Annotated in this window: 16 protein-coding genes and 6 pseudogenes; 19 read left to right on the top strand and 3 right to left on the bottom strand. The window is 41.6% G+C overall.

Annotation, left to right across the window (positions count from 1 at the left end):
• The first annotated feature begins 128 nt into the window (after window positions 1-128).
• The 4 genes and pseudogenes from MFLO_RS05785 to MFLO_RS05770 all read left to right on the top strand — a co-directional run bounded on the left by MFLO_RS05785 (window position 129) and on the right by MFLO_RS05770 (window position 3,746).
• A complete protein-coding gene (locus MFLO_RS05785) occupies window positions 129-653 on the top strand; it encodes a dihydrofolate reductase family protein (protein ID WP_036096975.1) in 525 nt (174 codons plus the stop codon).
• A 2-nt stretch (window positions 654-655) separates the two neighbouring features.
• Entirely contained in the window at window positions 656-1,288 is a 633-nt protein-coding gene (locus MFLO_RS05780) for a nicotinamidase (protein WP_036096973.1), read from the top strand.
• A gap of 26 nt (window positions 1,289-1,314) precedes the next feature.
• A complete protein-coding gene (locus MFLO_RS05775; protein WP_036096971.1) occupies window positions 1,315-1,929 on the top strand; it encodes a DUF1648 domain-containing protein in 615 nt (204 codons plus the stop codon).
• 154 nt (window positions 1,930-2,083) lie between these two features.
• Window positions 2,084-3,746 (top strand): annotated as a pseudogene (locus tag MFLO_RS05770) (peptide ABC transporter substrate-binding protein).
• 48 nt (window positions 3,747-3,794) lie between these two features.
• Here MFLO_RS05770 and MFLO_RS15030 read toward each other — a convergent pair.
• Window positions 3,795-4,289, bottom strand: coding sequence for a hypothetical protein (locus MFLO_RS15030; protein ID WP_241433555.1), 495 nt, complete (start codon window positions 4,287-4,289; stop codon window positions 3,795-3,797).
• Window positions 4,290-4,951: 662 nt separating this feature from the next.
• On the opposite strand from MFLO_RS15030, the pseudogene MFLO_RS16960 reads away from it, so the two are divergent.
• The 7 genes and pseudogenes from MFLO_RS16960 (at window position 4,952) to MFLO_RS05730 (ending at window position 10,569) form a co-directional block, all read left to right on the top strand.
• Window positions 4,952-5,930: pseudogene (locus MFLO_RS16960) on the top strand (glycosyltransferase family 2 protein).
• Window positions 5,920-7,401 carry a DUF6056 family protein gene (locus tag MFLO_RS05755; RefSeq protein WP_036096968.1) on the top strand — a complete coding sequence of 494 codons (1,482 nt, stop codon included), beginning with the start codon at window positions 5,920-5,922 and terminating at the stop codon, window positions 7,399-7,401. Before MFLO_RS16960 ends, MFLO_RS05755 begins: the two are co-directional and overlap by 11 nt.
• Before the next feature lie 155 nt (window positions 7,402-7,556).
• Window positions 7,557-7,880 carry a YxeA family protein gene (locus MFLO_RS05750; protein ID WP_036096967.1) on the top strand — a complete coding sequence of 108 codons (324 nt, stop codon included), beginning with the start codon at window positions 7,557-7,559 and terminating at the stop codon, window positions 7,878-7,880.
• 23 nt (window positions 7,881-7,903) lie between these two features.
• On the top strand, window positions 7,904-8,107 hold the full coding sequence (locus tag MFLO_RS05745) for a hypothetical protein (protein ID WP_036096966.1): 204 nt from the start codon (window positions 7,904-7,906) through the stop codon (window positions 8,105-8,107).
• 66 nt (window positions 8,108-8,173) lie between these two features.
• A complete protein-coding gene (locus MFLO_RS05740) occupies window positions 8,174-8,368 on the top strand; it encodes a hypothetical protein (protein ID WP_036096965.1) in 195 nt (64 codons plus the stop codon).
• 32 nt (window positions 8,369-8,400) lie between these two features.
• Window positions 8,401-9,238, top strand: a pseudogene (gene lipL, locus MFLO_RS05735) (lipoyl-[GcvH]:protein N-lipoyltransferase).
• A 17-nt stretch (window positions 9,239-9,255) separates the two neighbouring features.
• A complete protein-coding gene (locus MFLO_RS05730; RefSeq protein WP_036096963.1) occupies window positions 9,256-10,569 on the top strand; it encodes an HD domain-containing protein in 1,314 nt (437 codons plus the stop codon).
• A gap of 78 nt (window positions 10,570-10,647) precedes the next feature.
• Here the strand turns inward: MFLO_RS05730 and MFLO_RS05725 are convergent.
• A pseudogene (locus MFLO_RS05725) lies at window positions 10,648-10,834 on the bottom strand (2-hydroxymuconate tautomerase).
• Between the two features lie 73 nt (window positions 10,835-10,907).
• Here MFLO_RS05725 and MFLO_RS05720 point away from each other — a divergent pair.
• The 6 genes and pseudogenes from MFLO_RS05720 to MFLO_RS05700 form a co-directional block, all read left to right on the top strand.
• Window positions 10,908-11,566 (top strand): annotated as a pseudogene (locus MFLO_RS05720) (site-2 protease family protein).
• A gap of 75 nt (window positions 11,567-11,641) precedes the next feature.
• The gene (locus tag MFLO_RS05715; protein WP_036096961.1) at window positions 11,642-12,091 is read left to right on the top strand and encodes a YwiB family protein; all 450 of its coding nucleotides are present in this window, start codon (window positions 11,642-11,644) and stop codon (window positions 12,089-12,091) included.
• The gene (gene argS, locus MFLO_RS05710) at window positions 12,078-13,748 is read left to right on the top strand and encodes an arginine--tRNA ligase (protein WP_036096959.1); all 1,671 of its coding nucleotides are present in this window, start codon (window positions 12,078-12,080) and stop codon (window positions 13,746-13,748) included. Before MFLO_RS05715 ends, argS begins: the two co-directional genes overlap by 14 nt.
• A gap of 142 nt (window positions 13,749-13,890) precedes the next feature.
• Window positions 13,891-14,040: a hypothetical protein gene (locus MFLO_RS15835; RefSeq protein WP_173400575.1), complete on the top strand. Its 150-nt coding sequence runs from the start codon at window positions 13,891-13,893 to the stop codon at window positions 14,038-14,040.
• Between the two features lie 114 nt (window positions 14,041-14,154).
• Complete coding sequence (rpoE, locus tag MFLO_RS05705; RefSeq protein WP_036096999.1) at window positions 14,155-14,706, top strand: DNA-directed RNA polymerase subunit delta; 552 nt, start codon at window positions 14,155-14,157, stop codon at window positions 14,704-14,706.
• A gap of 390 nt (window positions 14,707-15,096) precedes the next feature.
• Window positions 15,097-16,686: pseudogene (locus MFLO_RS05700) on the top strand (CTP synthase); the annotation flags it as partial.
• Between the two features lie 79 nt (window positions 16,687-16,765).
• Here MFLO_RS05700 and MFLO_RS05695 read toward each other — a convergent pair.
• Window positions 16,766-19,279: a GW domain-containing glycosaminoglycan-binding protein gene (locus MFLO_RS05695; protein WP_162148140.1), complete on the bottom strand. Its 2,514-nt coding sequence runs from the start codon at window positions 19,277-19,279 to the stop codon at window positions 16,766-16,768.
• A gap of 306 nt (window positions 19,280-19,585) precedes the next feature.
• Here MFLO_RS05695 and MFLO_RS05690 point away from each other — a divergent pair, with 306 nt between their 5' ends.
• Together MFLO_RS05690 and fba are read left to right on the top strand one after the other, a co-directional pair.
• Window positions 19,586-20,503, top strand: coding sequence for a diacylglycerol kinase (locus MFLO_RS05690; protein WP_036096958.1), 918 nt, complete (start codon window positions 19,586-19,588; stop codon window positions 20,501-20,503).
• Between the two features lie 198 nt (window positions 20,504-20,701).
• Window positions 20,702-21,556, top strand: coding sequence for a class II fructose-1,6-bisphosphate aldolase (fba, locus tag MFLO_RS05685; RefSeq protein WP_036096957.1), 855 nt, complete (start codon window positions 20,702-20,704; stop codon window positions 21,554-21,556).
• Window positions 21,557-21,563 lie beyond the last annotated feature (7 nt).

Here is a 21,563-nt window from a genome sequence, read left to right as displayed (position 1 = left end):
CTGCCTCGGACTATTCCAAGGCAGACTTTTGTTGTTTTTTTTCAAAAAAAAGGCTTGATTTCTAAAATATCGGGGAATAAAGGACGTAAGAAGTGCTAGAAATCTGTTTTTGAAGGGATTTGATCAAGATGGCGGATGAAAAACATGTTTCGCTCTATATTGCGGCAAGTTTAGACGGTTATATCGCCGATGAGCTCGGCAGTGTAGCTTGGCTCGAAGCGTTCGAACGTGAAGATGATGCCGGCTATGCAGCTTTTCTTGAGAATGTCGATACGGTTGTGATGGGGCGCACCACTTATCAGCAGATTTTTTCGTTAACGGATACGTTCCCCTATAGTAAGAAAAATGTCTATGTTTTTTCACGGAAAAAAGCACAGACTGCTGACGAGTATGCCGATTTTGTTTCAGGGAATATTCGAAAGTGGCTGGATGAAATTGAAAGCACAAATATTTGGCTTGTCGGCGGAGCTGAACTGGTCAAAGAGTTTTTAAAGGAAAAGGCGATTGATAAATTTGTGATCACAATTGCACCGGTTATTTTGGGTGGTGGAATTCCGCTATTTGAATCGGACAGTCGTCATTTGCTCGAGCTTGAGGAAGTCGCGCAATATGGTCAATTTGCACAATTAACTTACAAAAATTTGGAGGAATAAGAATGAAGATTGCAACATTTGATGTAGATGCACAAAATGGTTTTAGTCCCGTATGTCCAAATGAGCTACCGGTTCCGGAAGCGGAAGAAATTGTTCCTGAGCTTGAATTTATGGCAACGCTTGGGGAAATTCGGATTGGGAGCAAGGATGCACATCCGGCAAATGCGGTGTGGGTGGTCGATCGGCCGGAAGAGATGCTTCGCCCGCTGGATTATCCCAATGCAGATCTGACTTGGGTGAGGCACTGTGAACCGGGAACGAAAGGGTTTGAATTACTTGAGGGTCTCCCAGCTCCTATCAACTATGATTATTTTGTTTGGAAAGGGATGGAACCAGATCTCCATCCATATGGTGCTTGTTATCATGATATCAAGGAAGATTTGTCTACAGGTGTAATTGAATTTTTAAAGCAGCACGATGTGGAAGTTGTTGTAGTAGGAGGGCTGGCTTTTGATTTTTGTGTGAAGACAACGGTACTTCAGCTGGAAAAAGCCGGTTTCCAAGTCATTGTCTATTTAAAGGCTACGCGTGCGCTTTCTCCGAGCGGCTACGAAGAGACGAAAAAGCAACTGGATGAAATGGAGAACATCAGACTAGCTGAAAGTCGGGAAGACCTCGCTAAGCTTTTAAATTAATTTTTAAAAGTAGGAGGGTGAGGAGAATGAGAAAAGTCGGAGTGTTTCCAAGTATGGTGATTTTTATGACTGTAGCGGTCTCGCTAATTTGTTATCCGCTACTTCCGACAGAGCTGGCCGTTCACTTCGGCAGTGATTTCTCCCCAGATATGTTTATCCAAAAATGGCTAGGTCTTGTCATGATTCCGTTTTTAATGGTGATGTTCACCGGAACAGAATATTATGGCAAGGAAAAAGTGAAGGAAGAAAGTAGATTGGAGTTTGAATATTGTTTCCGCCTACTGCTCGTGCTCCTTTCGATTGTTCAACTCTCGATTATTGCATACGGACTCGGTTACGAGATACCGACTGGACGCTTTGCGTTACTTTCCGCCGGTTCATTGTCGCTGCTTGTCGCTGCATACTTAATGTATTCAAAAAAAGTATTCTTATTTTTGCGGCTGGTCGGCTTTAAAAAAGCAGATGCTTATTTAAAAAATCTTTGGAAAAAAATCACGATCATTACACTCAGTATGTTTGGCTCGGCTTGTTTGATTCTTGCCGTTTTTATGAAAAATGATCCAAGCTACTTTATGATAACTATGTTTGCTTTAATGTGTATTATTGTAGTCGGTTCTGGATTTTACTTGAATAAAAAGTAATAAATAACACAGTTTTTATTTACAATAGATACAGTTGATACTATAATGAAAGACGGAAGACCTGCACTAGATTTTTTGCAGTCTCCCGTCTTTTTTTATTGTGCGGGAAAAGCGCTTCCAAAAAGGAGAATGAAGCACAAAAGGAGGAGAAATATTGCGGAAAAAGGTGAGAAATGTTTTAGCTCAAGGTTTTGTGGTTAGTTTGGCACTGCTCGCAGCATGTGGGAGCGGCTCTGATACGAGCAAGGAAGACAGCGCAAAAAAAAGAACAGAGTAAAACAGTCAATATCATGGAAACAAGTGCGGTGCCAAGTGTCAATCCAATCACAGCGGATAACAGTGTCAGTTTTCGTGTGGTGAATCAGATTTTTGAGGGGCTTTATCGACTTGATAAAGAAGGAAAACCTGAACTTGCGATGGCAAAAGCAGAGCCAAAAGTGACAAATGGTGGTAAGACTTTTGTTTTTGAGATTCGCGAGGATGCGAAATGGTCGGATGGCAGTCCTGTTACGGCGGCGGATTTTGAATATGCGTGGAAGAAAGTCGTCGATCCAAATACGGCAGCAGCGTACGGGCCGCAAATGGAAGAGGTAGTCAAAAATGCCACACAAATTTTAAAGGGAAAACTTGACCCAGATATGCTCGGGATAAAGGCGCTTGGTGAGAAAAAACTCCAAATTGATTTGGAAAACCCAGTGCCGATTTTTAAGGAACTACTCACAACGGGGACGTTTTTCCCGCAAAAAGAAGCGCAAATGAAAAAGGCGGGCGATCGTTATGGAACGAATAGTGAAACGATTCTATCGAACGGCCCATACCTACTTAAAAATTGGGATAGCACGAAACTCAGTTATGATTACGTGAAAAATCCGACTTACTGGGATGAAAAAAATGTGAAAGCAAAGAAAATCCATGTGACGGTCGTAAAAGATACGAATGCGGCATTAAATTTATATAATACGGGAAAACTTGATCGGATTGAGCTTGATGGTGATTTTGTGAAGCAGTTTAAGAAAGACAAAGAGTTTCATGAAATGACAACTGGGCGTTCGGTTTATATGAAAATGAATCAAGGAAAAGACGGCGAGAAAACGGATCTGGCTAACCTTAATATCAGACGCGGTCTTGCGATGGCAATCAATAAATCGGGACTTGTGGATACACTGCTTGCAAATGGTTCAAAACCGCTTGACGGAGCTGTTCCCGGTGGAATCATGTTCAGTCCAGCAAATGGAGAGGATTTCCGCAAATTGAATGGTTCTTTGATTCCTTATGATAAGGAAGCGGCAAAAGCCTATTTTGAAAAAGGGCTTAGGGAACTGGGCAAAAAGGAACTAACTTTGACGCTTACGGCGGGCGATACGTCGCTGATTAAGAAGCAGACAGAGTTTATTCAAAATGAGCTAGAAACAAATTTGCCAGGGCTTACTGTGAAGCTTAAAAATGTACCTACGCAGGTCAGTTTTAAAGCAGATGTCACTCAAGATTTTGAACTCTTGCTCGGCGGCTGGGGCGGCGATTATCAGGACCCGCTGACGTATTTGAATTTGTTCTTAACGGGAAGTCCAGGTAACCACACTGGGTTTTCAAATGCGAAATATGATGAACTTGTGCTTAGCGCGAAAGGAAAACTGGCGGGCGAAGCCAATGCGCGGTTTGATGCGTTACTTTCTGCGGAGCGGATTCTGTTGAAGGATAATGCAGTCTTGATTCCGCTTTATCAAGGGGGACGTGGCTATCTTTCGAAGGATAGTTTGAAGGATTACATCGCTTATCCGATCGGTGCTGAAAATTATAAATGGATGTATAAGAAATAAGCGAAAACCCGCTCGATCAGCTGATCGAGCGGGTTTTTGCAATGTGGATTACCAAAACTGGAATGGGCTGATAAAGCGGAAGAGAATAGCAAAGAGGCAAGCTAGGACAACAAGAAGAATCATTTCTTTGATTGAACGGCGACGCAAGACGATTAGGCTTAAAATTAGCACGAATAGCTCTAACTCGGATTTTAGATCTATATATCCGGCTCCGTAAGCGAATGCGGTATTTATAAAGACGGAAAGTATTCCGGCGGAGAGGAGAATAGCAAATGTTCCGTTTCCAGAAGCGTACCAGCAAATATATCCCAGAAATGGAGATAAAGCCGTAAGACCAATCCAAATTAGCGCATAGGATTGCGGGAAAAATCCAGCAATGTAATGAGAGTAGAGATAGTAACTTCCAACCATTCCAATGAAAAATAGGAAAACATGAAGCGCGGCTTGGAAAGGAGAACGGCTATAAATGGATACGCATAAGGCGATAAAAAGCCAGATTGCAAAGCCGCCAAGAAAGTTTCTTATATCCAAAGTTTCAAGCAAGGAAGGTAATTCGTTAGTTGGTATGTTATCTAAAAATTTAGATAATGTTCCGGATAGAATTCCGAAAAGTGTTATGCAAAGCGAAGATACCAATTTTTTCCAATTGTTTTAGTTTCGGTTTTGGCTTCCTAATGCGATTTAGGTAAGTAATCATAGTTCCTCCTTGTTGCGGTAGTGCAGTTTTTGTGTGGACATATGCCGCTTTGTGATGTTAAATCGTGCGCTAAAATCTCTGTTTTATAAGCTCAGAGCAAAAATTTACGACGCAATAGAGCTGGATGCTTATATGGACTCGGACTAAATCAGCTGTTCAATTTGCAAGTTTTATTTAGCGGGATTGAAAGGGGACATTCCGGCGATAATTTTTTGATAATGACTGTTTATGTTCTCGAGTTCGGGATCTATTCGCGGTTTTCATCTTTGCAAAATCTTCTTACTTCAACGTTAACGGATTGGATAGAATGCGTCAATAGTGAAATGAGAAAATTTGATTTTCGGCAAGGAGACTATTTAATGTCTAATTTTTGAACTAAGTTTAAAAAAAAGTGATTTTTCTGCTTAGGTGTGATAAAAACACTACAATCTGAGTTGTGTTCTGTGCTAAACTATGAATGGATATTTTGAGGGAGGGGTTTTGAAAGAAAAAGGAGGAATTCTTTATTTTGAAACTTATTACGATCTCTGTTCCAGCTTACAATGAAGAAGCCATGATTCAATCGCTCTATCAGCGAGTTGTTGAAGTAATGGACAAGGTTTCAGTGAATTATCAATTTGAGCTACTGTTCATCAATGATGGGAGTAAAGATGGAACGCTTGCCGAAATAGAGAATTTGCGGGAGAACGATGAACGTGTATCAGTGGTGGATTTATCGCGCAATTATGGAAAAGAAATCGCAATGGCGGCAGGGTTTGACTATGCAAAAGGGGATGCGTTAGTTACCATGGATGCCGATTTGCAGCATCCGCCTGAAGTGATTCTCAAAATGCTTGAGCTGTGGGAACTAGGTTATGAGGATGTTTATGCAAAGCGAAATCACCGCGAAGGAGAACGCTTTTTGAAAAAGGCAACATCGAAGTGTTATTACAAAATTTTACAAAAGCTTTCTCGCATTCCAGTTTTGCCTGATGCAGGAGATTTTCGGCTACTTGACCGACGGGCTATTGATGCGCTTCGGAATTTGCGCGAAACTCAGCGTTATACAAAAGGACTTTATAATTGGATTGGTTTTAAAAAAAATTGAAGTGGAATTCGATGCAGCACCGCGGTTTTCAGGAGAGTCAAAATGGAGCTATCGTTCGCTAGTCAGCTTAGCGATGGAAGGAATTACTTCCTATACGACTTTTCCGCTTCGGCTTTCAACCTTTACTGGGTTTATCATATCTGCCGTTGCCTTTATTTACATGATCTATCTTTTTATCCGAACGTTGCTTTACGGAAGTGATACGAGCGGCTTTCCGTCATTAATGATCATCTTATTATTTCTTGGCGGCGTTCAGCTGATCAGCATCGGGATTATTGGGGAATACTTGGGACGAATTTTCCAAGAAGTAAAACAAAGACCGCTTTACTTTGCCGAAAGCTATAACGGCAGGAAACAAGATATTTTTGTAAAAGAACGAGGTAAACAAGATGATGAATAAATTTAACCGCATCCAGATTACGCTTTTCAGCATGGCTATACTGTTTTTCTTTTTGGTGCTTTCTTATATGACGCCGCTTACGCATGATGATTGGACTTGGGGAATTCACTTTGGAACCGATCGCTTAGCCGAGTGGTTTAAAGATTATAATGGGCGGTATATGGGAAATTTGACTGAAATCCTCATCACACGATCAAACCTTGCGCGCTATCTATTGATGGGAGTTCTTGGTGCGGCTTTAGTTGTACTGCCGCTTTTCATTGCAAAAACATCAAGACTTGCTTTAGGTTTTTTAAGCTTCTTTTTAATTCTGTCTGTTCCACTTGGAATGTTCAAATCAACCTTTGCTTGGACAGCCGGATTTGCGAACTATAACACGGCAATCTTTTTCATTTTGCTTTATCTTTTGATCGTTAAAAATGTTTTTAATCAAGAAACTCCGCGATACAACACATTGGCTATTTGGATTGCACTTCCGCTCGGCTTCATTTCGCAGTTGTTCGTTGAGCATGCAACGATCTATAATGTTTTTGCCGCACTTTTTATCATTGTTTATAGCTTCGTGAAGTTCCGAAAATATTACGTTTTTCAACTGCTTTATTTTTTAGGAACTATCATGGGTGCGGTCATGATGTTCACAAATAGCGCCTATGTTAAAATATTCAGCGGCGCAGACAATTATCGTTCTGTTGAAACTGATCAAGGCCTGCTTTCGCAGATTTATGAAGTTTTTTACAAAGATATGTACAAGCTTTTTATTATGAACAACATGTGGTTGAACATTGTACTGGCTCTCGTTACGATTCTTCTGCTTGTTAAAGCCGGAAAGAATGCGACGACTGGCCTAGTGATCATAAAAAACAGTTTAGTAACAATCCTTACGATTTATGCACTGTACGTCCCGATTGTGAAAAATACACTGCATTTTAATTTTTTTACAGATACGTTTAAAAATGCGAACTTCGAAGCGTGGCTATCTGTCCTATTTTATCTAGCCATTTTGCTGAGCGTTCTTTTCTTTGCTGCGAGCAAGATAAAAGTTGAATTGCTGTTTTATCTTTTATCTGCAGCATTTGTATCCGCACCGCTCTTCCTAATCACACCAATCGGATCAAGATGCTTTGTTATTCCTTACCTGTTCTTTGTACTCTATATCATTCGTCTTCTTGTCTATGCTTGCGAATCAGACTGGATTCAGCTATCGAATTGGCTCGTACCGCTTGCAGCAATTGCTATCGTAACAAGCGTTGCTTACGGAGTTATTTTTTATCAGATTAAAACGGCTGACGATGCTCGAATGACGTATGTCTCTGAACAAGTAAGTTCTGACGCAAAAATCATCGTACTCAAGCGCTTGCCCCATGAAGAATTTCTTTGGAACAGCACACCAATAAGTGGGAGCTTACAAGAAAAAACATTTAAATCCTATTATAAAATCCCGCAAAAAACAAAAATCATTATTCAAAAGTAAGCCTGTTAAACTGCCGCGCATCTCGCGGCAGTTTTTTTAGGTCGTATCTGAACTAAGACTAAGGGAGGAAAAAAGAATCGTGCTACAGCCTTTTTTGATTGAACGCCACTCCCGCTATAATAAAACTATCAACAAAACAAGAGGAGCGAAGGGAAATGAAAAAGGCTTGGTTTGGCTTATTTGCAGCAATGTTTGTCGTCGTCATGGTGTTTATTGAACTAGCTTCTCCGCTCGCCGAAGCTACAAGTACATATACAGTAACGATCAGCGGTGCTGGCGAACAAGTTCAAAAAGCAAAATTTAAAGGGTATTATTTTAGTGAAAAATGTAAAACCGATAGCGGAAAAAACGTACAGCTTGATTTTTACTCGAACGAACAGCTCGAACCTAACAAATCATATCAGCTTGTCATTCAAGATAACCACATGGTTGTGAGGTCGAAAGAGCTTTCAGATACACAATTAGTTTCATCCAAATAAAACGAGGAAATGAGGAACCTATCATGAATAACTTTTGGAAATATTTCTTTACTATTATCTTAGCCATCATTGCACTGAACATCTTGTTTGAGGTCATTGGAATTACACTTCACTTCTTATTCCCAATCTTGATCCTAGCTGGAATTGTCTTCTTGATTAACAAAATCTGGACTGGGCAAAGCAAAAACAAATACCAAAGAAGTAGCCGCGATCCTTACGACTATTAAGCTCACTTAAAAAGCTCCCTAGCTTTTTCATAGAAAAACGAGACTTTCCCCAAAGAGTCTCGTTTTTTGTTTGAAGAAATTTATAAAGAGGAAAAGGCAAAAGAAGGAGGTTTGAGACATGAAAAAATTGATACTCTTTTTGGCGGCAGGTATATTTTTTTTTCTTTTTCAAAACCAAAAAAGCAGAATAAAGAGCAGGTTGTGAAAGAAATCCTCTGTTTTCAGGCGTTTCCCCCACATAGAAGCCTCATTATGCTATAATAACAAAAAAGAAAAGCGGAGGAATTTTTGTTGTGACTTTACTTGAAGGAAGTTTATTGAAGCAAGACAAATGGCGCTTCATTGACCAAACTACATTAAACCCGAGCTTCAGTGCGCTTGAATCCTATGCGACGGATGATACGCTTTGCCGGACAATCGGGAAAAAAGCAAGTCCTCCAACAGTTCGGGCTTGGGTACATGAAAAAACAGTTTCAATCGGCATCCAAGATACGAAGCTTCCTAATCTAGAAGCGGGCATAGCCTTTTTTAAAACAAGCGGGCTATCAAGTTGTGCTACGGAACTCGGGCGGTCTCGCGGTCGTGCTCGACCGCGATGTTTTGAATCTTTCGATGGTGCTTCAAGATGCTGAACGCGGCATTGCAATTGATCGCGGATACGAAACGATGTTCACGCTCGTTAAAGATATGTTTACGGATTTTGACCAAACAATTCATGCCTTTGAAATTGAAAACTCTTATTGTCCCGGCAGCTATGATTTAAGCATTGAGGGGCGCAAATTTGCTGGGATTTCTCAGCGGCGGATGGCAAAAGGCGTAGCCGTACAAATTTACCTAGCCGTTCGCGGCGACCAGGATGCCCGCTCGGAACTCATTCGCGAGTTTTATGAACGTAGCGGAAAAGATTTGCAGGAGAAGTACAAATTTCCAAGTGTAAATAAAGCGGTCATGGGCACCCTAACAAATTCGTTCGGCGCAGAGCTTTCGATTAACGACACGGTGCTTCGGCTTTTAAACAGTTTGCGTTTTTACGCTGGCGAGCTCTATTCGAGTACGCTTACGGCCGAGGAGCTCGATCTTTTACCGGCTTATTACGAACGAATCATTCAGCGCAACGAGAAAATCAAATAATGGGAAGGTGACGCAGTTTGAGCTATCTTGAACAGAAAATGCCAGAAGGAAAAGTATTTAAGGATCCCGTGCACGGTCTCGTTCATGTCGGCGACCAGATCATTTGGGATTTAATTGCTACATCAGAATTTCAACGTTTGCGGCGCATTCGTCAGCTTGGTACAACGTCGCTCACTTTTCATGGTGCAGAACACAGCCGATTCAATCATTCTCTTGGTGTGTATGAAATCGTTCGTGAAATCTTAGATATTACTTTCGCGGAAGATACATTTACACCGCTTGAACGTATCACAGCCCTTTGTGCGGCGCTGCTTCACGATCTGGGGCACGGTCCATTTTCACATGCTTTTGAAAAAGTCTTTCATACGGATCATGAAGAATTTACGCAAAGTATTCTTACAGGAAATACAGAAGTAAGAAGTGTCCTTTTACGCGGCGGACGAGAATTCCCGTTTTTGGTGGCTTCCGTTATCAACAAAACGCATCCCAACCAAACACTCGTCAAATTGATTTCGAGTCAGCTTGATGCGGACCGGATGGATTACTTACTGCGTGATGCGTATTATACGGGAGTTAGTTACGGGAAGTTTGACCTGGAGCGGATTTTGCGCGTACTGCGGCCAAGTCCGGATGGAAATGGTGTCATCATTAAAGAATCGGGGATGCATGCAGTGGAAGATTATTTGATGAGCCGCTATCAAATGTATCAGCAAGTTTATTTTCACCCAGTCAGCAGGAGCGGCGAGGTACTGCTCTGGAAAATATTAGATCGAGCAAAATCGCTTTATCAAGCGGGCTATGAATTTTCGGTTAACCCCAGTCAAGTACTGCCGTTTTTTGAAGAAGACATAACGCTTGATGAGTACTTGGCACTTGATGATTCTATCTTAATGTTTTATTTTTCAATTTGGCAAAACGAAAAAGATAAAATTTTAAGTGATCTGTGCAACCGCTTCTTAACGCGGCGTTTGCTCAGCTATGTTGATTATGAACCGTCTTCTGATCAAGATTTCTATAATCAAATGAAAGGTTTATTTGAAAAAGCGGAAGTTGATCCAGCTTATTATCTTGTGATTGATTATTCATCCGACTTACCTTATGACCTGTATAAACCGGGTGCAAGCACAGGAAAGTCTCCGATTCAGCTTTTGATGCGAAATGGCGAATTGCACGAGCTTTCAACAGAATCGCCAATTGTTGAATCCATCGGTGGGAAAATTCGGACAGATGTAAAACTCTATTTCCCGCTCGATTTTATCGAAAATGGGCGCATTCCAGCAGAAATTGCGAAGGAAATAGTGACGTTGATTCATAAAAAGGAAGTGCAGTAAGGGGAAAACTTTCTAAACCTGATAAAGGTCACTTAATGTCCAGAAAAAAACCTCGCCGCATGCGGCGAGGTTCAGGTATTACTGATCGGAACTGCGAACGCCGGCAACGCCGTAGTCCGTTTTTTTTCATTTCTTCAAGAATGACGTGAATGTTTTCTTTCGGAGCTTTTAAATCGGCTGCGATGACATCTGTTACGTCTTTTACTAAAGCTTTCTTTTGATCATCACTGCGGCCTTCTAAAAATTTGATTGTTACGATTGGCATGACTATCACCTCTAGTAATTATTTGGATAATGTCATTATAATATAAATATTTAGGAAACGAAAGGAATTATTTATGAGCAACTTTTTAGCCTATCCGCTTGAAACTCTACCTTATGTGGTACTTACCATTTTAATCGCCTTTACGGTTCACGAATGGGCACATGCTTTTGTTGCACTGCTGTTTGGCGACGACACAGCTAAAAATGAAGGGCGCTTATCGCCAAATCCACTTGTCCATGTGGATATTGTCGGACTGCTGATGGTTGTGATCGTTGGATTCGGCTGGGCGAAGCCAACCCCTGTCAATCGTTTTAAGTTGAAAAAGCGCCGTCTCGGCAGCATACTTGTATCGCTTGCCGGCCCGCTCAGCAATTTACTGCTCGCTTTTATCGGTCTTGGTATTTTTATGTTTTTGATGAGCAATTCAGCCGCTGTTATGACCAACTCAATCTGGTCGAATTTTTTCACGATTTTCATTCAACTGAACTTAGTACTTGCCGTGTTCAACTTAATTCCGTTTCCGCCACTTGATGGTTATCACATTCTCGTTGAATTTTTACCGCAAAACATTAGACGGAAACTGGAACCATTTGAGCAATATGCCTTTTTTAATTTTTTCTTATCATTGCACTTACACCACTGTATAATTTTACGATTGGACCAATTTTTCATACAGTCATTCCATTCTTGCTCGACGGGATGGCAAGTTTCTACAGAGGAATTTTCTTCTAAAAGGGATTTGCTTTTCCCTCTTTTTTTCTCTATAATATAGTACGTCTAAACTTCTGCTTGAAAGGAATTAGAAGCATGGCAAAAGAACGTAAAACGGTGCAAATTCAAATTACCAACTTAATTCGACAAATGGATGCTCTGGAAAAAACAGAAATGACGGTTCCAGGCGTTTTTTATCGTGATGCAGGAAATATTTATCTGCACTATGAAGAAAAACAAGTCGCGGGCAACATTCGCTCTGTTCTAAAAATCTCCGAAAAGGAACTCTTACTCCTTAGAAGCGGGGCGGTAAACATGCGTCTGCACTTTTTTAAAGACCGAAAAAGAAGCACTGCCTCGGTAGATTCTGGTGCTGGCAAACTTGTTTTTGAGTCAGAGCTCGTCGGATATAACGAAACATTCCAAGAAGAAGCAGAAGTACGAGGAGAAGTGGCATTTCAATATGACTTGCTAAGCGCAGGAACGTATATCGGTTCCTATGAAGTAACAATGCGGATAGAGGAGGCCCCAGATGAATTTAGTTAAAGAAAACCAAGACCATTTAATCGCCCAAATCAAGCAAGCCGTGGTGAAGGCGACTGGAATTAATGAAGCTGACATTCCTGAGATTTTACTTGAAGTACCAAAAGAGAAAGCACACGGCGACTATTCAACCAATATTGCTATGCAACTTGCTCGTGTGGCAAAAAAAGCACCGAAAGTTATCGCTGAAAGTATCGTAGCGGCATTTGGCGAAGCAAACCAGCTGGTTGAACGCGTTGAAATTGCTGGTCCCGGCTTCATCAACTTTTTCATGGATAACCGTTATTTAACAGGCCTCGTTCCGACTATTCTTGCAGCAGATGAGCATTACGGCGAATCTGACTTCGGCAAAAAAGAACGCATCCAAATTGAGTTTGTTTCAGCAAATCCGACTGGTGATCTTCATCTTGGTCACGCGCGTGGAGCGGCAATCGGCGATTCACTTGCCAACATCATGGATATGGCAGGCTTCGACGTTGAACGCGAGTATTACATCAATGATGCCGGCAACCAAATTCAAAATTTAGTCCTTTCAGCAGAAGCACGCTACTTTGAAGCGCTAGGTATCGAAAAACCTTTCCCAGAAGATGGCTATCACGGGAAGGACATTATCGAGCTAGGGAAAAGTCTGGCAGATAAGTACGGCGACCGTTATATAGACGCATCCGAATCAGAGCGTCAAGATGTATTTCGAAAAGATGCACTGGCCTTTGAAACGGCTAAACTTCGTGCCGATTTGGATGAATTCCGTGTGCACTTTGATAGCTGGTTCAGTGAGTCTTCGCTTTATGAAAATAATAAAATTATGCCGACGCTTGAAAAATTACGTGCAAACGGTTATGTATTTGAACAAGAAGGTGCTACGTGGCTTCGGACGACCGATTTCGGCGACGACAAAGATCGTGTGTTAATTAAATCAGACGGCAGTTACACTTATTTCTTCCCAGATATTGCTTATCATTTGGATAAGCTTGAACGCGGATTTGATATTTTGATTGATGTTTGGGGCGCAGACCATCACGGATACATTCCGCGGATGCGCGCAGCGATTGAAGCACTGGGATACAAACCGTCACAGCTCGAAGTGGAAATTATTCAGCTGGTTCACCTTTATGAAAACGGCGAGCAGGTCAAGATGAGCAAACGGACAGGGAAATCTGTGACGATGCGTGATTTGATCGAAGAAGTTGGACTTGATGCGACGCGTTATTTCTTCGCGATGCGCAGTTCGGATACACATATGAATTTCGATATGGGACTTGCCAAGTCTACATCGAATGAGAATCCAGTTTATTATGTGCAATACGCGCACGCGCGTATTGCAAGCATTCTTCGCTCTGGTGCTGAAAAAGGAATCGCGGCTCCGGAAAATGCAGATCTTGGGTTACTGCATTCAGAAGTAGAATTTGATCTCTTGAAAGTACTGGGCGACTTCCCGGATGTTGTTGCGGAAGCGGCAGCCAAACGAGCACCGCATAGAATTGTCCGTTATCTGAATGATCTTGCGGCAGCATTCCACCGTTTCTACAATTCAAACAAAGTACTTGATGAAACGAATGTTCCGCTTACAGAAGCGCGGCTTGCGTTGATTAAAACAGCCAAGATTACGCTGCGCAACGGTTTGAAGCTACTTGGAGTTTCTGCTCCGGAAAAAATGTAACGACGCTTAAAACGAAGGGGATTTTTAGAACTCTTTCTCGAATAGTTGTGTATGTACCTTTTAGTGCTGATCATTGACGAGAGAAACAAAATGTTTTAAAGTTAAACAAACAGAAGCATTTTGGTAACGGGGAGAGCAATAAATGAAGCGAATCATTATACTAGCGCTGCTTTTCGTGTTTCTGTGCATCGCAATCTATATTCTCTATAATTTCCAGCTCGGCTCCATCCCGATTTTGCTGATGGCAATTCTTTTTTTCTACATCGGCTATCAAATTGTGAAGCGAAGTTGAAAATTTAGGTTGTGCTTGCCTTAAGTAACATGTAAAATAGTGAAGTTAGAGAAACGATCAGATAATCGACGAGAAAATAAATGAAGAATAGTGTGAAGAAAGGGCGTGCCAGCTTTGGATTTAAGTAAGTTAACGCAAGAAGAACGGAAAGAACTCTCGCTAATTGATGTGGCGCATTTTGTACTTGAAGAAAAACGCGAAGTCATTAATTTTAGTGAGCTAGTAGATGAAATCAAAAAGTTCATGAACTTGTCTGACGATGAAATGAAGGAACGTCTCGTTCAATTTTATACAGATATGAACATTGACGGAAACTTTATTTCGCTTGGAAACAATACGTGGGGACTTCGTGCATGGTATCCAATTGATGCTATTGATGAAGAAGTTCAAACGCAAACCAAACCGAAGAAAAAACGTAAAAAAGATGACGACGATGAAGATGATGAGGAAGAAGTATCTGATGACGACATGATGGACGATGATGTGGACTATGAAGATGATGACATTGTCGAAGAACTGGGTGAAGAAGAAATCTCACTTTCAGATGGTCTTGTTGATGAAGATGATGATATGGATGATCATTTGCCTGATGGAATCGAAGGCGATCTTGCTACAGTCGAAGATGATTACAGCAATGGTGACTATACAGAAGATCCAGAAGAATAAGGATAAAGAATCCCGCTTGAGAATTTCTCAAGCGGGATTCTTGTTTTCAAAACAAGTAATGGCAGCAAAGTAAACCGTTTCATTTCCCTTAGAAAGAGCCGCTCAAAAAAGAAATGCTTGACTTATTTTCGTTTACTAGGTAGTATTTTATTTGGGCTCCCTTAAAAGGGACAGATGATCGGATACGAAGCGCTCCCATTTTTATTTTTGGGGACGCTGTTTTTATTTTGGAAAATGCAAAGGCATAAAGCGGCCAAGTGCAGAAACTTCATTTTGCATTTGGTGCTTTTATATTTGTAAGGCGATTTTAAATGTCGACTTAGTCTCACCCCGAACCGTCTTTTAAAGAGACAATCATTCACGGAATTTGGAAGGAGTAGATTTTAAACGATGACGAAGTATATTTTTGTAACAGGTGGCGTAGTTTCTTCTATCGGAAAAGGGATCACAGCAGCTTCTCTCGGACGTTTGCTGAAAAACCGCGGGCTGAGTGTAACTATTCAAAAGTTTGACCCTTATATTAACGTTGACCCAGGAACAATGAGTCCTTATCAGCATGGTGAGGTATTTGTAACGGATGACGGTGCAGAAACCGACCTTGATCTTGGACACTATGAACGCTTCATCGACATCAATTTAAACCGTTACAGCAACGTAACAACTGGTAAAATTTACTCTGAAGTAATTAAAAAAGAACGCCGCGGCGATTATCTCGGCGGAACCGTTCAAGTTATTCCGCACATTACGAACGAGCTGAAAGACCGTGTTTTCCGTGCAGCACGAATGACGAACTCAGATATCATTATTACAGAAATCGGCGGAACCGTTGGAGACATTGAATCGCTTCCGTTTCTTGAAGCCATTCGCCAAATTAAAAGTGACGTCGGTTCAGAAAACGTGCTTTACATCCACACAACCTTAATTCCGTATATTAAAGCGGCTGGCGAAATGAAAACCAAACCAACCCAACATAGTGTAAAAGAACTGCGCAGTTTGGGGATTCAACCAAACATTATCGTCGTACGGACAGAACATGCGGTATCTACCGAAATGAAAGAAAAAATCGCGCTATTTTGCGATATTAAAGCATCCGAAGTGATTGAAAGTCGCGATGAAGATACGCTTTACAACGTACCGCTTTCGCTTCAAGCGCAAAAAATGGATCAAATCGTACTAGATCACTTACAACTTGATGCACCAGAAGCGGATATGACAGAGTGGAAAGAACTTGTTCACCGTGTGAAAAACTTGACGAAGAAAACGCGGATTGCACTTGTCGGCAAATACGTTTCACTGCAAGATGCTTACCTTTCCGTAGCAGAAGCACTACGCCATGCCGGATATGCCCACGACACAGAAATCGAAATCGACTGGATTGATTCGGAAAAAGTAACTGACGAAAATGTCGCTGAACTACTTGGTGCGGCTGATGGAATTTTGGTTCCCGGCGGCTTCGGAGATCGCGCGATCGAAGGTAAAATTGCTGCAATACGCTATGCTCGCGAAAACAAAGTCCCTTACTTTGGGATTTGCTTAGGCATGCAGCTTGCAACCGTTGAATTTGCGCGTAACGTCGTTGGGCTTGCTGGAGCGCATTCCGCTGAGATTGATCCAGATACACCATACAATATCATCGACCTTCTGCCAGAACAAAAAAATATTGAAAACTTAGGCGGAACACTTCGTCTAGGACTTTATCCAGCAAGAATAAAAGAAGGCACAAAAGCTGCTAGTGCGTATGAAACGAACTTGGTAGAAGAACGTCATCGTCACCGTTATGAATTTAATAACGAGTACCGTGAGCAAATGGAACAAGCAGGCATGGTTGTCTCAGCAACAAGCCCTGACGGACGCCTAGTAGAAGTTGTCGAGTTGAAAGACCATCCGTGGTTTGTCGCTTGTCAGTATCACCCGGAATTTATTTCCCGTCCAAACCGCCCACAAGGCTTATTCAAAGATTTCATTGGTGCCGCATTAGAAGCATCACAAAAAATAAAAAATACGCATCTAAGCATTGCAAAAAACAGCCCCCTTCGAAAAGAAGGGGGCTGTTTTCACGTTAACTAATCGTTAGAGCACGTTTATCAATCCAACCAATTACCTTGCCGTCCAAGCTGAACTGATAATAAATAATATTATTCGTCTTCACTTCACGGACAAGTTTAATGGTTTTTCCAGCATAATTAGAAGCAGGTCCGACAATCTTAGAAGTGCTTGACGTATTATAAGGTTCTGTCCAAACTGTGTGTCCTTGCGTCGTCGTAACGCGGGCATTTAGTGAAACAGCCTTGTTGTAGTCAATCGTCCAGTATGGATCGCGCAAATTGGCTGCAAGCGTCCAACCGAGCAATCCAGAACTTGTTTTAATCCGGTTCCAAACGGCACCGTCGACAGTAACCTTGCGATCAACCATTAATGTAGTTCCTGCAAGCGTGCTGAGCACACCGCGTTTATCAACCGGTTCTGGAACAGGTAACATATAGTAGATGCCGCTCGTATTTTTCACGATTTTATTTCCTGAAAGACTTTGTTCCATTGCTGTCTTGTAGAAGGTGTCAAGCGCGCCATTAGTGACCCAACCGATCACTTTTTCGTCTACACTGATTTGGGAAGAAACGACTGATCCGACGCGTGCTTCACGAACAAGCCGCATTTGCTTTCCGGAATATGTCGAGAGATTTCCAACCGAAACCGATGTAGCGAAGTCGACCGGAGCCGAATAGATCGTTGTGTTCGGCGTTTTCACTCGTGCGTAAGCCCAAACCACATTGTTGGTAGAGACAGTCAGCCCAAGATTGCTTGCTTTCGTCCACCCAACGAGCTTCGAACCTTCCTTCATGCGATTCCAGACAACTCCGTCCACAGTGACTTGGCGATCAATCGTCAAGACTTTGTTATAAAGGTCTTTCAAGTTTCCATAATAGTCAGCCGCTTCAGCAACCGGAAGCATGTAGTAGCCCTCATTTTGGCTGTTCGCTTTCACCATTCTGTATCCAGAAGCTGAACTTTCATTTGCTGATTTATAGAAAATATCGAGAGCATTATTGTTTACCCAGCCGACCACTTTTCCATCCACACTGATTTGCGAGGAAATCGTATTTCCAACACGTGCTTGGCGCACAAGTCGCATTTGTTTTCCAGAATAGCTCGAAAGATTTGCGACAGATGTTGCCGTTGCAAAATCAACAGGTCCAGAGTAAATGGCTGTATTTGGAGTTTTCACTCGTGCATAAGCCCAGATGATATCATTAGTTGACACAGTTAAACCAAGGTTGCTTGCTTTCGTCCAACCGAGCAGTTTCGATCCGTCTGTAATGCGGTTCCAAACAACCCCGTCCACTGTTACTTGACGATCAATCGTTAAGACTTTGTTGTAAAAATCGGATAAGTTTCCTTTTTTATCAACAGCTTCAGCGACCGGAAGCATATAATAGCCTTCACTTTGACTAGCCGTTTTCACCATCCGATATTGTGATAACGATGTTTCATTTGCCGATTTATAGAAAATATCAAGCGCTGAATTTGCTACCCAGCCGATTACTTTCCCATCTACACTGATTTGCGAAGAAACAGTGCCACCGACTTTAGCTTCGCGCACAAGTCGCATTTGTTTCCCGTTGTAACTGGATAAATTCCCAACGGAAACTGCTCCTGTTGCTCCAGTTGGTTTGGAATAAATGGCTGTGTTTGGTGTTGCAACACGCGCATAAGCCCAAATGACCTTATCATATTGAATGATACCGTTATTGATCTTATTATATTTCTCTTGAATCAGCGAAATCATACTGTTCATGTTGTAGCCATATTGATTGAAGTAGCCGATCGGATCGGTGTGCGTTGTACCACCAAGGTATTTTGTAACCGCGTTATGCGACCAAACGGTACCTTGACCGTCCGCCTCAGCGCTGTCAACCGGCATGCCATACGCTGATAACAAATAAGCTGCATAATAAGCATAATTATTGATAGAACGTGCGAAATCATCAAAAGTTTTTGAACGTACAAGCTCAAATTGAATGAAACGGGCATTGGCGTATTGACCGGCTCCCCAAACAGCATTATCAGTCGGGTGAATCTGGATAATACGAGATTTGTCTACAAAAGCGTGAACAAAGGCATTTTGCCAGTTCGAACTCATATAATCAATTTCGTTTTGGATAGTGGAACTATTGTTTGCTGTTTCATGGAGGACAATTCCTTCTGGTTTTCCGTAGCCGTTACGATAATTGAATTTGGCAAATTGACTTTTAAGCTGATATTCAATTGTAGCGGTACTAAAATTTTGCGATTTAATATAGGTGTTTACATCGGGGTATCCAGCTGCTCGAGGCATTGGGACAGCGGCAAGTATATTCGTTTGAGAACCATCTTCAAACCCGTCAGTCTCTTCTGTGACTTTCCCTTCACGAATAGCTTGCGGTACATAAATCGACTGCTCTGAAGCGGGCTTTAAATCGTCCGTCGTGTCTCCCGGTTTTGGTGTATTTACTTCATCAGCGGCTAGTGCAGTGTTAGGTATTGCAACAAGTGCAAATCCAGCTGCGAGAAAAGCTGATTGCAGAAGTATTTTCAAATGATAATCAACTCCTTTTTTCTATTAAAAAACGAAAATACCGTTTCTTATCTTCTATTATGACAATCCTTTAAGGTAGCGTCAACATGTCAAGGGAAAATGATTCTTTTGTCTAGGTGAGTGTAAAATATTTACCAAAATTATCCAGTTTTGCTGTTTATTGTACTTTGGTAGGACTCTTTAAACAGCGAAAAGGGTTTTTTATCCTAGGTAAAAAGTTGAATATTTGAAGCGCTAGATTTGACAGTCAAAGTCATAATATAGGAAACTAAAGGGGTATTTAAGGAGATTAGGGGGAAACAAAACGTGCTCAAGACAGCAATGCTCATTTATAATCCGGCGGCGGGTCAAAACAAATTCCGTAAAATAATGCCTAAAGTCGAGAAGCTTCTACTAGAAGCAGAATATGATGTGACACTCGTTTCTTCAACGGAAGAACCGAAAAGTATTACGAAAATTGCTAAGGAAGCCTCGGATAGAGGGTTTGATGCGATTATTGCCGCAGGAGGGGACGGTACTGTGAATGAAGTAGTGAATGGTATCATGTTGTCTTCAAAAAGGCCTGTTCTCGGGATTCTGCCTGTTGGAACGACTAATGATTATGCGAGGGCGCTTGGATTCCATTTTGATCCACTCGTTGCGGCAAAGCAAATTGCTGATCGAAAAACGGTTCAGGTTGATGTGGGCTGCTGCAATGGTTGTGAGTATTTCATTAATAATGCAGCTGTAGGGAGAATCACGGAAATCACGTACGCTGTTCCAGAAGCTGAAAAGAAACGTTATGGTCGGCTAGCCTATTTATTTAATGGACTTAAAGCGTTGCCGAATCTGAAGCCGGCAAATGTCTCGCTTGAATTTGACGGTGAGCATTTTGAAGGTTCAATTTTGCTTGGATTTATTAACAATAGCCATACGGTTGGAGGACTTGAATCGCTTGTTAAGAAAGCGGAAATCAGCGATGGTTATTTTGATATGATAGTTTTGAAGAAAGTGTCGCCGGCGAAATTATTTTCACTGTTTCTTTTGCTTAAACGCGGTAAGCATCTCGAGAGTCCAGATGTGATTTATCGACGTGTGAAGAAGGTTAAAATTGATGCGGCGCAGCCGCTGAATGTAAGTTACGATGGTGTATACGGCGGAAAGACGCCGTATGAAATTGAAAATTTACATCAAGCACTCTCTGTTTTTGCGGATGTGCATGCACTTAAGTCAAATCAGTTTTAAAGGAAGGCTTGATGCAAGAAGGATTACTGCTAAAGCGTTTTCAGAAAATAATAATGATCTTTTATGGTAAAACACTCACAAATCTGTTATTATAATCCTGTTAGGGGAAAATAGCTGCCACTATTTTCCGCGGCGGAAATTCAAATCTTATTAAGAAAACTTTGGTTTTCTTATATTCCTGAGGGAGGAAATTGTATTATGCCTATCGTTAACATGACAGATATGCTAAATAAAGCATTAGCTGGGAAATATGCTGTAGGTCAATTCAACATCAATAACCTTGAATGGACTCAAGCTATTTTGAAAGCTGCAGAATCTGAAAAAGCACCTGTAATTCTTGGAGTATCTGAAGGTGCTGCAAAATACATGGGAGGATTCAACACAGTTGTAAAAATGGTTCACGGTCTTGTTGAAGATCTTAAAATCACAGTTCCTGTTGCAATCCATTTAGACCATGGTTCAAGCTTCGATTCTTGTAAAGCTGCGATTGATGCAGGTTTCACATCAGTAATGATCGACGGCTCGCATCATCCAATTGATGAAAACGTAGCGATGTCAAAACAAGTTGTGGACTATGCTCATCCAAAAGGCGTTTCTGTAGAAGCAGAAGTAGGAACAGTTGGCGGTACGGAAGACGGCGTTACTGGCGGAATCAACTATGCTGATCCGCAAGAATGTTTGCGTGTAGTGAAAGAAGCTGGAATTGATGCTTTAGCTGCAGCGCTTGGTTCTGTCCATGGCCCTTACCACGGCGAACCTAAACTTGGTTTTGACGAAATGAAAGAAATCTCCGAACTTACAGGTACTCCACTTGTACTTCACGGCGGTTCTGGCATTCCTGAACACCAAATCAAAAAAGCAATCGAACTAGGACATAGCAAAATCAACGTAAACACTGAGTGCCAAATCGTTTGGACAGCTGCTGTTCGCGAAAAACTTAACAGCGACAAAGATGTTTACGATCCTCGTAAAGTTATCGGACCTGGTGTCGATGCAATCATCAAAACAGTTAAAGAAAAAATTCAAGAATTCGGTTCTAACGGTAAAGCGTAAGATTTTA

Origin of the sequence: Listeria floridensis FSL S10-1187 (assembly GCF_000525875.1) — a bacterium.
GTDB lineage: Bacteria > Bacillota > Bacilli > Lactobacillales > Listeriaceae > Listeria > Listeria floridensis.
This window is presented reverse-complemented; position numbering and strand designations above follow the sequence as displayed.